This window comes from Paenibacillus lignilyticus (genome assembly GCF_017942085.1).
In the GTDB taxonomy this organism is placed as follows: Bacteria; Bacillota; Bacilli; order Paenibacillales; family Paenibacillaceae; genus Paenibacillus_Z; species Paenibacillus_Z lignilyticus.
Genome location: NZ_JAGKSP010000009.1, coordinates 249,102 through 263,338 on the forward strand (window position 1 = coordinate 249,102; position 14,237 = coordinate 263,338).

Consider the following 14,237-nt stretch of genomic DNA (forward strand, 5'->3'; position numbering starts at 1 on the left):
TTGTAATGTAACTGTCTAATTTTTTAATTTTTGTTCTTTTTTAGCTCCTGGAGAAGCTGGGTATTTAGTATACGAATGTAAGTTCCTTTCATTCCCAATGAACGTGTTTCGATCACGCCGGCACTCTCCAATTTCCGAAGCGCGTTGACGATAACGGATCTGGTAATCCCAACCCGATCTGCAATTTTGGATGCCACAAGAAGCCCTTCTTTGCCATCCAATTCTTCGAAAATATGCTCGACCGCCTCAAGTTCACTAAACGAGAGTGAGCCCACTGCCACGGCGACAACCGTGCGGCTTCTTGCCTCTTGTTCAATTTCCTCTGCTCGTTCACGCAATATCTCCATGCCCACGATCGTACTGCCGTATTCCGCCAAAATTAACTCGTCATCACCGAAAGGCTCCGCATTGCGCAGCAAAATTAAAGTACCGATTCGTTCACGGCCGCCTACAATCGGAACTACTGTCATCTTGCGCTGCCCGGCCATCATGGGGAACGACTCGCTGATCCCTTCATCCGGAGCGACATTATTGACAGTTTCTTGCATATTCATAAACCGTTCATTGCTTTCGATTGAAAAACGCAAATCTGCGGCAGGCAATGCGCGCAGCTGTTCATGCTGGAACGGACCGACTGCCGCGCAGCCCAATACTTTGCCTTTGCGGCTTACGACGAACACGTCGGCTTGAATCGTTGTGCAGAGCACCTCTGCCATTTCACGAAAATTGAGCGCTCCGCCTGCCGCACGCTGCAGCAGACGGTTAAGCGTTCTTGTTTTTGCCAATAAAATCATTAACTTATGCCCCCTACTTTCCTTACCGATCCTTTACAGTATATATTGACTTAAATCGCGATTTTTCGCAATGCTGCCTAATTTCTCGCGGACGTACTCCGGAGTGATTACCAGCTCTTCGAGAGAAAGCTCGGGCGCTTCGAAGGATAAATCTTCAAGCAGCTTCTCCAAAATCGTATGAAGGCGTCGCGCGCCAATATTTTCCGTATTTTTATTTACTTCTGCCGCAATGGATGCAAGCTCGCGAATGGCGTCATCGGAGAAGGTAATTGTAATCCCTTCCGTTTCCAGAAGCGCTGTGTATTGTTTGGTCAATGCGTTCTTAGGCTCGGTTAAAATCTTCACAAAATCTTCCAGAGTTAAATTCGTCAATTCCACTCGAATCGGGAATCGGCCTTGAAGCTCCGGAATCAAATCGGATGGTTTAGCCATGTGGAAAGCACCTGCAGCAATAAACAGGACATAGTCTGTTTTTACCGGGCCGTACTTTGTCATCACGGTAGATCCTTCAACGATCGGCAAGATATCACGCTGCACGCCTTCACGGGAAACATCGGGTCCCGAGCCTCTTGAAGAGCTTGCTATTTTGTCAATTTCGTCTATGAAGATAATGCCCGATTGCTCTGCTCTGCTGACTGATTCGGTGATCACATCATCCATGTCGATTAGCTTGTTGGCTTCCTCCTGCGTCAGCGCTTTGCGGGCTTCTTTAACAGGCAACTTCCGTTTCTTCGATTTCTTCGGCATCAATTGCCCGAACAGCTCCTGCATGTTCGCGCCCATGCCCATGCCTTCATTGCCTTGTCCTGCAAGCATATCCAGCATATTCGGCGAGTTATCCTCTACCTCGATTTCAATCATCTCGTTCTCAAGCTTACCCGCTGCGAGTTGTTCCTTCACTTGCTTGCGCCGTTCGATTACGGAAGCGGACTCTTCCGGCTCGACTTCCGGCTCTTTCGAGCCTTGCGTGCTGCCAAAGAGCATTTCCAGCGGATTCTTCTGGCTTTTTGGTTTAGCTGCGGACGGCACAAGCAAAGTAACGATGCGCTCATTCGCCTGTTTCTCCGCTTTATCTTTCACCTTCTCGGTTCTTTCTTGCTTAACCATCCGAATCGACGTTTCAACGAGATCACGAACCATTGACTCTACATCACGGCCTACATAACCGACTTCAGTAAATTTGGTTGCCTCCACTTTAACGAAAGGTGCATTGACCAGTTTCGCCAATCGTCTTGCAATCTCTGTTTTACCGACGCCTGTAGGTCCGATCATCAGAATATTCTTCGGAACAATTTCGTCTCTGATAGCTTCATCAAGCCGACTTCTGCGATAACGATTGCGCAGTGCGACCGCTACCGATCTTTTGGCCGGCTTCTGACCAACGATATATTTATCAAGCTCCGTCACAATTTGCTTCGGTGTCATAGCTTCATTTGACATTTCCGATCCCTCCAAATGAGTCCGTAGTAAAAGCTTAAATTAGCCTATTTCTTCCACAATAATATTTCGGTTCGTGAACACGCAAATATCGGCTGCAATCTCAAGTGCCGATTTCACCATATCCTTCGCTTCGAGCTGAGGCGCATGCTGATGGAGCGCACGTGCTGCCGCAAGTGCGAAACTGCCGCCAGATCCTATAGCCAAAATACCGTCATCCGGCTCAATAATCTCGCCGCCGCCGGAAATAAGCAGCAAGCCCGTCGCATCCATAACGATCATCATCGCTTCGAGTTTCCGCAGTACCCGATCAGAGCGCCAATCCTTCGCAAGCTCTACCGCAGCCCGTTGCAAATTGCCGTGATGTTCCTCTAGTTTACCTTCAAACTTCTCAAAGAGCGAGATCGCGTCGGCTACCGAACCGGCAAAACCGGCAATAACCTGCCCGCGGTACAAGCGGCGAACTTTCTTCGCATGGTGCTTCATAACCATACTATTGCCAAACGTCACTTGCCCGTCGCCGGCAATAGCACCTTTCCCATTATGCCGTACCGCACAGATCGTTGTCGCATGAAATTGCATTTCCATCATTTATGACCTCCTAAAAGTCTCGCATGCGCGAAACTGCTTCGTAAGGATAGGATTAAGTTTCGCGAAGAACATAATCTTTCAGATAACGATAACAATACTACTTCGTTAGAATAGCTTGAGTTTTGCAAAAACTCCTAATAGATGAGAACCTGTTTATGCAAAAAGGAAGCAGCGGCCGAGGAATCGATCGAAGCCGCTGCTCTTTTGCCTGTTCTGGTTGTATCGTTACTCTGTGACCGTTTCCGCTTCTGCCGGTGCAGGCTCAGCAGGATAACCAAGCTGCTCTTCTTTAAAGCGAGCAAGCTGTTCTAAAGCGCGATTAGCAATTGCATCGTTCTTATCCTTCTTGCTGCGCATCCGCTTCTCTAGCGGCGGGAATAAGCCGAAATTCGCATTCATCGGCTGGAAATGCTTGAAGTCAGCCGTTGTGATATACTGCGCCATACTGCCGAGCGTAGTATCCGCAGGGAAGACGAGCGGTTCTAAGCCGCGAGCCAATCGGCCTGCATTTAATCCGGCAATCAGACCCGAAGCTGCGGATTCAACATAACCTTCAACTCCGGTCATTTGACCGGCGAAGAATAAATTTTCACGACTGATGGTTTGATAGGTAGAACGAAGCAGTTTCGGTGAGTTGATGAAGGTGTTGCGGTGCATCACGCCGAAACGAACAAACTCCGCATTTTCCAATCCCGGAATCAAGGATAGAACCCGCTTCTGTTCACCCCATTTGAGATGAGTTTGGAAGCCAACCAAATTGTACAGCGTGCCTGCTGCGTTATCTTGACGAAGCTGAACGACGGCGTGAGGCAGCTTGCCGGTATGCGGGTTAATTAGACCAACAGGCTTCATTGGGCCAAACAACACCGTTTGCTTACCGCGGCTGGCCATCACCTCAATCGGCATACAGCCTTCGAAATATTGCTCTTTTTCAAACTCCTTCACTTCGGCAGTCTCAGCCGTTGTCAGAGCTTCATGGAAACGCTCAAACTCTTCTTCTGTCATCGGACAGTTGAGATAAGCCGCTTCGCCCTTATCATAGCGTGAAGCTAGGTAGACCTTCGTCATATCAATGGAGTCCTTCTCCACGATCGGAGCAGCCGCGTCATAGAAATAGAAATATTCTTGACCTAACAGCTCTTGAATTTGGGCGGATAAACGCGGCGCCGTCAGAGGACCTGTCGCAATTAAGACGATGCCCTCAGTCGGAATTTCCGTCATTTCTTCCGTCCGCACGTCAATCAGAGGATGCTCCTTCAAAATTCTCGTCACATCGCCGGAGAAGCCGTCACGGTCAACGGCAAGCGCGCCGCCTGCGGGAACCGCGTTACGATCCGCGCAATCCAGAATCAAAGAGTTCATTCTGCGCATCTCTTCTTTAAGCACACCGACAGCGTTAGCCAGCCCGTTTGCACGCAAGCTGTTGCTGCATACCAGTTCGGCGAAATTATTCGTATGGTGAGCCGGCGTCTTAGTCGCCGGTCTCATCTCGTAAAGCGTAACAGGCACTCCTTGCGAAGCGATTTGCCAAGCAGCCTCGCTGCCCGCAAGACCTGCGCCGATGACTGTCACACGTTGTAATTCTGACAATGAACTTACCATCCTTTCAATCTTAACCTTCAGCCGGTTCTTGCTCCTCAGGTACTTCTTCATTATATTCACACTGCGTGCAGGCCAGCTTCGCGCCGCTGCGATTCCGCTTCTCTACCATTAAGCTGTTGCATTGCGGGCATGGCTTAGTAGTCGGTTTATCCCACGACACGTAGTCGCAGCCAGGGTACTGATCACAGCCGTAGAAGAAACGTCCCTTCTTACTGCGGCGTTCAATAATTTTCCCTTCCGCGCATTTCGGACAAGGAACACCGATATCTTTGACAATCGGCTTCGTATTGCGGCAGTCCGGGAATCCCGAGCAAGCCAGGAACTTGCCGAATCGGCCCATTTTGTATACCAAATGACGACCGCATTTCTCGCAAAGCTCATCGGATATTTCATCCTGCAGCTCAACTTCCTTCATCTCGTCCTCAGCAACCTCAAGCCGCTTCTCGAACGAGGAGTAGAAATTAGCCAGAACCTTCACCCAGTCCTCTTTTCCGTCTTCCACATGGTCAAGGTCATCCTCCATGTGCGCGGTAAACTCGGCATCAAGAATTTCCGGAAAAAACTCTTCCATCATTTGAATAACCAGCTCACCAAGCTCCGTCGGAATGAATTTCTTCTCTTCGATGGCTACGTATCCGCGCTTCTGGATCGTTTCAAGCGTTGGTGCATACGTACTTGGACGACCGATGCCCACTTCCTCCATCATCCGTACAAGACGCGCTTCAGAATACCGCGGCGGCGGCTGAGTGAAATGCTGCTTCTGCTCAACGGATTCCGTGCCGACAACATTTCCGGTCGACAGAGGCGGGAGGAATTTCTCTTCGTCCGTCGTGCCATCATCGTTGCCTTCGACGTAGATTTTCATAAATCCATGGAATTTCACTTTGGAACCTACAGCCCGGAACACAGCGCCGTTACCGACGTTAAAGTCGACGGTCATCGTATCCAGCACAGCCGAAGCCATCTGACTGGCAACGAAACGCTCCCAAACAAGCTTATACAGCCTGAATTGATCACGACTCAGATACTCTTTCATCGTGTCCGGATCACGAAGCACGGATGTCGGACGAATCGCTTCATGCGCATCCTGCGCGTTGCTGTTCTTCTTCACATAAACACGAGGCTGCTCCGGTGCGAAGGCAGGTCCATATTTCTCTTCGATATAAGCCTTCGCTTCCTCTTGAGCGATAGTCGAGATGCGAGTCGAATCCGTTCTCATATAAGTGATGAGACCGACTGTCCCTTCCTTGCCTAGGTCAACCCCTTCATAAAGCTGCTGGGCAACCGACATCGTCTTGGATGCGCGGAAGCCAAGCTTACGCGCTGCTTCCTGTTGAAGCGAGCTTGTAATAAACGGAGCCGCAGGGTTGCGCTGGCGTTCCTTCTCCTTCACTTCGCTGACGGTGAAAGCGGAAGAACCCATGGCTTGCAGCACCTCTTGAACATCCGCTTCGTTACCAAGCTCGCGCTTGCCGCCGTTAAGAGAATGATATTTCGCTTCGAAGGTGGTGGAGCCTTGCTTCAATTGAGCTGTAATCGACCAATATTCTTCAGGAACAAAGGCATCGATCTCATTCTCGCGATCGATAATCAGCTTCACGGCTACGGATTGCACCCGTCCCGCAGACAGCCCCTTCTTCACTTTCTTCCACAGCAGCGGGCTGATCTTATAACCAACCAGACGGTCGAGTATCCTGCGCGCCTGCTGGGCGTTTACAAGATCCATATTAATAGGTCTCGGCGATTTGAATGCGTCCTTCACGGCCTGTTTCGTAATCTCATTAAATACAACTCGGCAGGAGTCGCTCTCATCTATCTCCAGATAGTGTGCCAAATGCCACGCAATCGCTTCACCCTCGCGATCCGGGTCAGCTGCGAGATAGACTTTTTTTACTTTTTTGGAGGCGTCTTTTAATTCTTTCAGGACGCTCCCTTTTCCACGAATCGTTATATATTTTGGGTTAAAATCATTTTCGACCTCTACACCGATCTGGCTCTTCGGTAAATCTCGGATATGACCCATCGATGCTTTGACGATGAATTTACTCCCAAGATATTTGCCGATTGTTTTCGCCTTTGCCGGTGACTCGACGATGACTAGTGAATCTGCCATTGATGCGCCCTCCTCTCCAATGCATGCTACATTACACTATATATGGAACCTGGATGCTGTTCAATCTTCCGTTTTATAGATAAATTTATCAGAACTGAATGCAAAAGTCCAAAAGGAAAGGATGAAAGCTCATGCAGACGGTCAATTGATAGAGGACCATCCTGTAACAATTGAAGTAAAACAACTTCATTCTCATCCAAATCCTCGGCTTGCAATTCAGACTTTAAACCTACTTGCGCCTTCGAAATTTCCGATGCCGGGAGAAGTCCTTCATAGTCCTCCAAAATATCTTGCACGGAGGTGATAAGCTTAGCGCCTTGACGAATCAGCCCGTTGGTCCCGGCACTCTTCGGTGAAGAGATCGGACCGGGAACGGCAAATACATCCCGTGACATGTCCAGTGCTTGGTCGGCTGTTATCAAGGACCCGCTCCGTTCAGCGGCCTCCACGACAACAGTGCCTAATGATAGTCCGGCTATGATGCGATTGCGCAGCGGGAACAAACCGGGATGAAATGGAGTGCCTGGGGCTACCTCCGAAATGACGACACCTTTTCTCACAATTTGCTCATAGAGTCCACGGTTTTCTAGGGGATAAATCCGATCCACCGGGGTGCCCAATACGGCAACAGTGCTTCCAAAGCCCTCCAGCGCGCCTTCGTGGGCTAATGCATCTATTCCCCTCGCCATTCCGCTAATGACGGTCAATCCTCGCTCAGAGAGCTTCCTAGCTAGGTCTGAAGCTGTTTTGCGGCCATAAGCAGTCGGTCCTCTGGTTCCTACGATAGCGATCGCATGTCGGTGCAACAGCTCTACACGTCCAATTGCGTATAGTATCCAAGGAGGCTGAGGGATTTCGCGCAATAGTTTCGGATAGCTGTCATCGAACCATGTGATGACTTGAATGCCGTGCTTCGACATCCGAGCCTGACGTTCTTCCGCTCTAACCGTTGAAAACGCATTTGAAATCGCCGTTGCCTGATCCGGCTTTAAACCGACTGAAGAAATCCATGCTTCGGGCGAGAATCGTTCGAATAACCGCCACTCCCCGTACTCCACAGCCTTGCGAATCGAGTGCCAGCCTACACCCGGCGTCTCATGCAACGTAAGCAGCATTTCTCGTTCTTGAATGTATTCCTTCATTAATATGCTCCGTCCTTTCAATTTGACGGCTCGCATTCTCCCTTATTGTGAACGTGCGGCAAAGAGAATGCAAGCCAACTGCTCTGAATAATAAAAAAAAGCAACCCTCCGAAAGCCCATAGGGGGCAAATCGAAAGGTTGCTTACCTTTAATTGAAGCTATAGTTGTGTTGCTAAACTTTTAGTGCGTTTTGCATTTGTCCAGCATGCCGCGCTCTTCCAGAACACTAACAAGGGTGGAACCCATTTCGGAAGGCGTAGGTGCTACGCGAATGCCGCATTTCTCAAGCGTCGCGATTTTCTCAGCTGCAGTACCTTTGCCGCCGGAAATAATCGCACCGGCATGTCCCATCCGTTTGCCCGGAGGTGCAGTTGCGCCGCCGATGAAGCCGACAACCGGTTTCTTCATGTTTGCTTTAACCCACTCTGCCGCTTCTTCTTCAGCAGAGCCGCCGATTTCACCGATCATGATGACAGCGTAAGTATCCGGATCTTCATTGAACATGTTCAAGATATCAATGAATTCCGAGCCTTTAACAGGGTCGCCGCCGATACCTACTGCGGAGGATTGACCAATTCCGCGAGTAGTCAGCTGATGTACAGCCTCGTAAGTGAGCGTTCCGCTGCGGGAAACGACGCCTACATGGCCTTTTGTATGAATGTAGCCCGGCATGATGCCGATCTTGCATTCACCCGGCGTAATAACGCCCGGGCAGTTCGGTCCGATCAGGCGCGTTTTACGGCCTTCCATGTACCGCGTTACTTTAATCATGTCGATAACCGGAATACCTTCTGTAATACAGATAACCAGATCCAGCTCTGCATCTACAGCTTCCAAGATGGAATCTGCCGCGAATGCGGGCGGAACATAAATAACGGACGCCGTAGCGCCTGTTGCGGCAACAGCGTCTGCAACTGTATTGAATACAGGAAGCGAAACTACTGATCCGTTATCTAGTGTAATGTCAACATTGCTTCCGCCCTTGCCGGGCGTAACTCCGCCAACCATTTGGGTACCGTATTCCAGGGCGCCCTTCGCATGAAACAACCCTGTGGCACCAGTAATACCCTGGGTAATGACTTTTGTGTTTTTGCCTACCAAAATGCTCATCGAAACTCACATCCCCTAAATGAATTCGTATGCCGCGTAAAGTGCGACAATTAAGTCTTACTTTACCAGCGCGACGATTTTTTGTGCACCGTCGGCCATGGAGTCTGCAGCCACGATGTTTAGTCCGGATTCGTTCAACATCTTCTTGCCCAGTTCCACGTTAGTGCCTTCCAAACGAACAACGAGCGGACGGTCAAGACCGAGCTCTTTAGCCGCTGAAATAACACCGTCTGCGATAATATCGCATTTCATGATACCGCCGAAAATGTTAACGAAAATGCCCTTCACCTTCTCATCGGAGAGGATGATTTTGAACGCTTCCGTAACTTTCTCTTTGGTCGCACCGCCCCCTACGTCCAGGAAGTTAGCAGGGTCGCCGCCGTAGTACTTGATAATATCCATTGTCGCCATTGCAAGACCTGCGCCGTTAACCATGCAGCCGATGTTGCCATCGAGTGCGATGTAGCTCAGATCAAACTTGGACGCTTGAATTTCCTTCTCATCCTCTTCATCCAAATCACGAAGCTCTAAGATGTCTTTATGACGGTACAAGGCATTGGAATCGAAGTTCAGCTTGGCGTCAAGCGCCATAACGTTGCCGTCGCCTGTTACGACGAGCGGGTTGATTTCTGCGATCGAGCAGTCTTTCTCTACGAAAGCCGCATACAGAGATAGCATGAATTTAGCCGCTTTGCCGACCAATTCGTTAGGGATGTTGATCGAGTATGCCAGTTTACGCGCTTGGAATACTTGAAGTCCGACCGCTGGGTCGATCACTTCTTTGAAAATCTTCTCCGGCGAGTGCTCAGCAACCTCTTCGATCTCCGTGCCGCCCTCTTCGGATGCCATCATGACGATCCGTCCGGTTACGCGGTCAACAACAAGACCGATGTAGTACTCTTTCTTGATGTCGCAGCCTTGCTCGATAAGCAGGCGCTTCACTTCTTTACCTTCAGGACCCGTTTGGTGGGTTACGAGAACTTTGCCCAGAATTTGGCTTGCATAAGTGCGAACCTCATCCAAATTTTTGGCAACTTTAACGCCGCCCGCTTTACCGCGGCCGCCTGCATGAATTTGCGCTTTTACAACGACAACCGGTGTGCCCAGCGCTTCCGCTGCTGCCACCGCTTCATCGACAGAGAACGCCACTTTACCTTCCGGTACGGCAACCCCATACTGCTTAAGCAGTTGTTTACCCTGATACTCATGGATATTCATTGACGAAAATCCTCCTATCCGCAGTCAAATCCTACGTATGTACACAAAACCATAAGTATTGTAACACGTTTCGTCATGTGTTTCCTATTTTTTTAGCCTAAAAAGCCATCTTTTTTGATATTAGTTTCATCTCATATCGATATGGAATTGATCAAAAACAGTCATCTTGGAGATGCAATGGCTAAAATAAGGATTACTTGACTAGTATTGCCTAAGTTTAACAAAATATTGACACCAAACATACGTTCTTGTATCCTGTAAATATGCATTTATTTAGGAGGTCGCTGGATGAATACCTATTCCGGTCTACTATCAACATTCCAATCCCTAATTCCATTCGCCAATTCTCTTCGCTCTTTGCCGGAAGAGGTGTGGAGCGCTCCGCTTAAGCCCGACAAATGGTCCACCCGCTCCGTAATCGGTCATATCATGCTGTGGGATCGACACTTTCTGCAAGAAGCAATCCGTCCGATTGCCGAAGGCAGACCGCTGACACTTCGACACTCGGATTTCGATACGTTTAATCGCCATGCTGCCGCCTATGCGGAATCGATCAACAAAGAGCAGCTGCTCGCAGAATGTATGTCCGTTCGAGAAGAGCTGTGGAAGCTTCTGATTTCCCTGTCTGAAGAGAAACTGGAAATGGATTATACTGATGGAGACGGGAACCCGTTTACGATTCACCATTATTTGGATGACTTCGTCTCTCATGACCGGCATCATTTAGATGAAATCGATCGATTCATCGCAGGGTAATTCGATCTCGTTGACAGCTGTTTTACAGCTGAGCTATGATTCGAATAGAGCATTGCTTACATACGGACCTGTGAGGAAGCACCTTCATCCGACTTATTTGGTGGAGGTGTTTTTTTGTTATGTATACTCAAATTTGCAGTGGCAGCGTTTATGGTGTGGAAGGTAAATCAATCGCTGTGGAAGTTGATATTTCGAATGGTCTTCCCCAAGTCAATGTAGTAGGACTGCCGGATCCGGCAGTAAGGGAGTCGATCGAACGTGTTCGAGCAGCAGTCAAAAACTGCGGATTCACCTTTCCGATGGAACGAATTACGGTCAATCTTGCGCCGGCAGACCTTCGCAAAGAAGGCACTGCCTTTGATTTGGCTATTGCTGTAGGCATTCTAACCTCGAGTGGACAGCTGAAGAGCAAATGGTTTGAACATGTATTGGTGCTGGGTGAATTGGCGTTAAATGGCGAGCTCCGGGCTATCCCGGGCGTGCTTGCGATGGTCGAGCAGGCTCGATTGAGCGGCATCACCAACGTGCTGTTGCCAAAGGCCAATGCTGCCGAAGCCGCATGTATTGAAGGGATGCAGCTGTTTGCTGTTTCTCATTTGCGTGAGTTAGGTGAAGCGAATGCGGATGAGCGTTCATGGGAACGGCTTCGATATGACGGTTATTCAGAGAAGCGCTATATACTGAATTCCAGAGAGGCAGTCTACGGTGACTATGGGGATGTGCTGGGGCAGCATCATGCGAAGCGCGCCTTGCTTATCTCGGCGATTGGCAAACACAATGTACTTCTCTCGGGGCCTCCGGGGACAGGTAAGACCATGCTCGCAAGACGACTTCCGGGTATTATGCCCCCGCTTGGTGAAGAAGAAGCCCTGCAGGTTACGAAGATATATAGCGCAGCCGGTAAGCTGCCGAGCGGCATTCCTACATTAATGAGAGAACGTCCTTTTCGCAGTCCACACCATACGATTTCATCAGCAGGTTTGATTGGCGGCGGGTCTATTCCGAGACCGGGTGAAGTCACTCTTGCGCATCGAGGACTGTTATTTCTAGATGAACTGCCGGAGTTTTCGCGTGCGTCACTTGAAGTGCTCAGGCAGCCGCTCGAGGACCGGGAAGTAACCATTGCCAGATCGCGTGCCGTGTTCCGATTTCCGGCTTCTTTTCTCCTTGCCGCCTCTATGAATCCATGCCCATGCGGTTACTACGGACATGACACTGATGAACATCGCTGTGTATGCAGCGAGTTAGTCCTGGCACGTTACCGCGCGAAGATTTCCGGCCCGCTTCTGGACCGTATTGATATGCATATTGAAGTACCCAGACCACCTACGACAGAGGGTTTGACGAACGGTATGACATCTGCACAGATGAGAGAGATTGTACTGGCGGCCACCGAACGTCAGCGGGCCAGAACAACAACCAGCCATCCAGGGCGTTCATTAACGGAACTCGCAGGCGCATCTCTTCGCAAAGCCGTTCATCTATCGCGAGAAGCCGAGCAACTGCTTCGCGTAGCGTTCGATACCCTCGGTGTCAGCTTACGTGCGCATGATCGGATTCTTAAGCTTTCTCGCACGATCGCCGATTTGGATTCCAGCGATCTCGTAGACAGCCAACATGTCGCCGAAGCAATCGGTTATCGGAGTCTGGATCGCAAGCTTCATGCGTTGTAGGTGTATGGATAGAAGAAAGAGATGGCCCGGGTCGGGGCCATCTCTTTTTTGTCAGGTGTGAAATGATGGTTTAGAAAGCGGATTCGATATGTTTGAGTTCGGCGACCTGATATGGTTCGAGTGATTCTCCCTGAACGGCTGCAGCGGTAATGGCAATGACATCAAAGCGGAGCGCGGTATGATGCAGCTTATTCATGGACAAATATACTTCTGCTATGGATCGGACTTGCAGCTGTTTACGTGTATCGACCGATTCGACAGCTGTGCCGAACCTGCCGCCCGCTCTGCGTGTCCTTACCTCGACTACGATTAGTACGGATTCCGATTTCGCTACTATGTCAAGTTCCCCCATACGACATCGCCAATTCCGATGAACGATCGCATATCCCTGCTTTTTCAAGTATTGAACAGCTTCCTCTTCACCAAACTTGCCAATCGCTTGTCTAGTATCGGTTCTGGTCGTGCGGTTATTCACTCTCAATCCGTGCTTCCTCCCGCCTTACGATCCGACCGATAAACAAACGACAATATCTCGGCAACCAGTGTATACAGCTCTGGCGGTACTTCCTGATCCAGGTCCAGCTTCGAAAGCACTTCGACAAGGGAGGAATCCTCTTGGATGGGCACGCCGCTTTCGGTAGCTTTGTCCAGAATGGCTTCTGCCATCTTACCGCGGCCTTTGGCCACAACGACCGGAGCATTTCGCTCGCCCGGCTCATATTTGAGCGCAACTGCTTTTTTATTCTGCATTAGGCCGTCTTGGGCTTGTTCGTTCTTCTCTTTCTCGTTCATACGCGATAGTCTACTCCCTTGTAAGGCCTCGTCGACCACTCGGCCGCTCCTGTTCCTACTGCCGTTGCATCGGGAGCGTTCATGCGCACTGCCATTCTTTCCGGCATCGGGGTCGCTTTCAGTGTAAGCAGCTGATAGCCGGCACGCTGCAGCGCCTCTGACAACTCGGCACGGGATGTCTCTATAAGTGAACCGGCCATCGGATGGTCATTCCATAAGTTAAGACTGACGATTTTATCAACCACCTGCACATCTACGACGGTATCCCCTAACGATTTCATGCGCAGATCAAACAAAAGTCTGCAATTATCCGCATCGAGCTCACCTTTGCGGCCTCGCCTTGTTTGAATATGTACGGAGGCTGTTTGTCCCCCATCTTCACTGTGCATCGGGATAAACATCGTCACATGCGAAAACAACGAGCTCGTCTTCTCGGGGGATAACAACAACTGCTGCCCGGTAATATGCGAAACGAGCTGCTGGGCCGTGTCCCGTAGCGCCGACGGCACATCATCGGAAGAAGCAAGCGTCATTAATGCGCTCTTCAGCGAATCATCGACGGCGTTCTTAACCGAACCGACTGAATCCGAAGAAGGCAATACAGCCGGAAGCGGTGTGTTCCCCTGCTGCAGCTGAGCTCGATCAGGGATCAAACCGGCGACATTCCGATCCAGGCTTTCTTTAGGAGATGGGTTTGTCACCGCTGCTTTGTTGTCTTGTCCGTTCTGAACAACAGGATCAGTTGGTTGTTTCTGCAGCTCAGGCTGCTTCGTTGCTTGCTGCTGATCTTCTGTAACTGCAGCTGCAAGCAAACGCTCATGATCCACGCCCAGCCATTTCATCATCTGGCCCACCCAGTTCGCAGATGATACCGCCGGCTGCGGCGTTGGAGCTGGAGTGCCGGCGTGTGCGGCATGGTTGTGCGCTGCGGCCTCCGGCGAAGCCGGTTTGGCCGCCCCGCCGCCGGTGGCGCTGGGCGGGGCGGTTGTCGGCGGAGCCGGCTGCGCGT

At 50.2% G+C, this 14,237-nt stretch carries 12 protein-coding genes and 1 pseudogene; 2 read left to right on the forward strand and 11 right to left on the reverse strand.

Annotation, left to right across the window (positions count from 1 at the left end; translation table 11 throughout):
• Positions 1-23 precede the first annotated feature (23 nt).
• From codY to sucC, 8 genes are all read right to left on the reverse strand, one after another.
• Positions 24-794 (reverse strand): GTP-sensing pleiotropic transcriptional regulator CodY, encoded by a 771-nt coding sequence (gene codY / locus I8J30_RS21290; protein ID WP_210661511.1) that lies wholly within the window; start codon positions 792-794, stop codon positions 24-26.
• 33 nt (positions 795-827) lie between these two features.
• Positions 828-2,234 carry an ATP-dependent protease ATPase subunit HslU gene (hslU, locus tag I8J30_RS21295; RefSeq protein WP_210661513.1) on the reverse strand — a complete coding sequence of 469 codons (1,407 nt, stop codon included), beginning with the start codon at positions 2,232-2,234 and terminating at the stop codon, positions 828-830.
• Between the two features lie 39 nt (positions 2,235-2,273).
• Positions 2,274-2,819: an ATP-dependent protease subunit HslV gene (gene hslV, locus I8J30_RS21300; RefSeq protein ID WP_091218781.1), complete on the reverse strand. Its 546-nt coding sequence runs from the start codon at positions 2,817-2,819 to the stop codon at positions 2,274-2,276.
• Positions 2,820-3,047: 228 nt separating this feature from the next.
• Positions 3,048-4,412 (reverse strand): FADH(2)-oxidizing methylenetetrahydrofolate--tRNA-(uracil(54)-C(5))-methyltransferase TrmFO, encoded by a 1,365-nt coding sequence (trmFO, locus tag I8J30_RS21305; RefSeq protein WP_210661515.1) that lies wholly within the window; start codon positions 4,410-4,412, stop codon positions 3,048-3,050.
• Between the two features lie 22 nt (positions 4,413-4,434).
• Positions 4,435-6,537: a type I DNA topoisomerase gene (gene topA / locus I8J30_RS21310; protein ID WP_210661517.1), complete on the reverse strand. Its 2,103-nt coding sequence runs from the start codon at positions 6,535-6,537 to the stop codon at positions 4,435-4,437.
• A gap of 26 nt (positions 6,538-6,563) precedes the next feature.
• A complete protein-coding gene (gene dprA, locus I8J30_RS21315) occupies positions 6,564-7,679 on the reverse strand; it encodes a DNA-processing protein DprA (RefSeq protein ID WP_240548241.1) in 1,116 nt (371 codons plus the stop codon).
• Positions 7,680-7,859: 180 nt separating this feature from the next.
• The gene (sucD, locus tag I8J30_RS21320) at positions 7,860-8,789 is read right to left on the reverse strand and encodes a succinate--CoA ligase subunit alpha (protein WP_091218790.1); all 930 of its coding nucleotides are present in this window, start codon (positions 8,787-8,789) and stop codon (positions 7,860-7,862) included.
• Between the two features lie 57 nt (positions 8,790-8,846).
• The gene (gene sucC, locus I8J30_RS21325) at positions 8,847-10,007 is read right to left on the reverse strand and encodes an ADP-forming succinate--CoA ligase subunit beta (protein WP_090976562.1); all 1,161 of its coding nucleotides are present in this window, start codon (positions 10,005-10,007) and stop codon (positions 8,847-8,849) included.
• A 288-nt stretch (positions 10,008-10,295) separates the two neighbouring features.
• On the opposite strand from sucC, the gene I8J30_RS21330 reads away from it, so the two are divergent.
• Together I8J30_RS21330 and I8J30_RS21335 are read left to right on the forward strand one after the other, a co-directional pair.
• On the forward strand, positions 10,296-10,763 hold the full coding sequence (locus I8J30_RS21330) for a DinB family protein (protein ID WP_210661519.1): 468 nt from the start codon (positions 10,296-10,298) through the stop codon (positions 10,761-10,763).
• Between the two features lie 119 nt (positions 10,764-10,882).
• Positions 10,883-12,436, forward strand: a complete 1,554-nt coding sequence (locus tag I8J30_RS21335) for a YifB family Mg chelatase-like AAA ATPase (RefSeq protein WP_210661521.1) — start codon at positions 10,883-10,885, stop codon at positions 12,434-12,436.
• 70 nt (positions 12,437-12,506) lie between these two features.
• On the opposite strand, the gene I8J30_RS21340 is transcribed toward I8J30_RS21335, so the two are convergent.
• The 3 genes and pseudogenes from I8J30_RS21340 to I8J30_RS21350 all read right to left on the reverse strand — a co-directional run.
• Positions 12,507-12,911, reverse strand: coding sequence for a YraN family protein (locus tag I8J30_RS21340; protein ID WP_210661580.1), 405 nt, complete (start codon positions 12,909-12,911; stop codon positions 12,507-12,509).
• Between the two features lie 2 nt (positions 12,912-12,913).
• Positions 12,914-13,228 (reverse strand): EscU/YscU/HrcU family type III secretion system export apparatus switch protein, encoded by a 315-nt coding sequence (locus tag I8J30_RS21345; RefSeq protein ID WP_210661523.1) that lies wholly within the window; start codon positions 13,226-13,228, stop codon positions 12,914-12,916.
• Positions 13,225-14,237: pseudogene (locus tag I8J30_RS21350) on the reverse strand (flagellar hook-length control protein FliK); the annotation flags it as partial. The pseudogene I8J30_RS21350 and the gene I8J30_RS21345, both read right to left, overlap by 4 nt.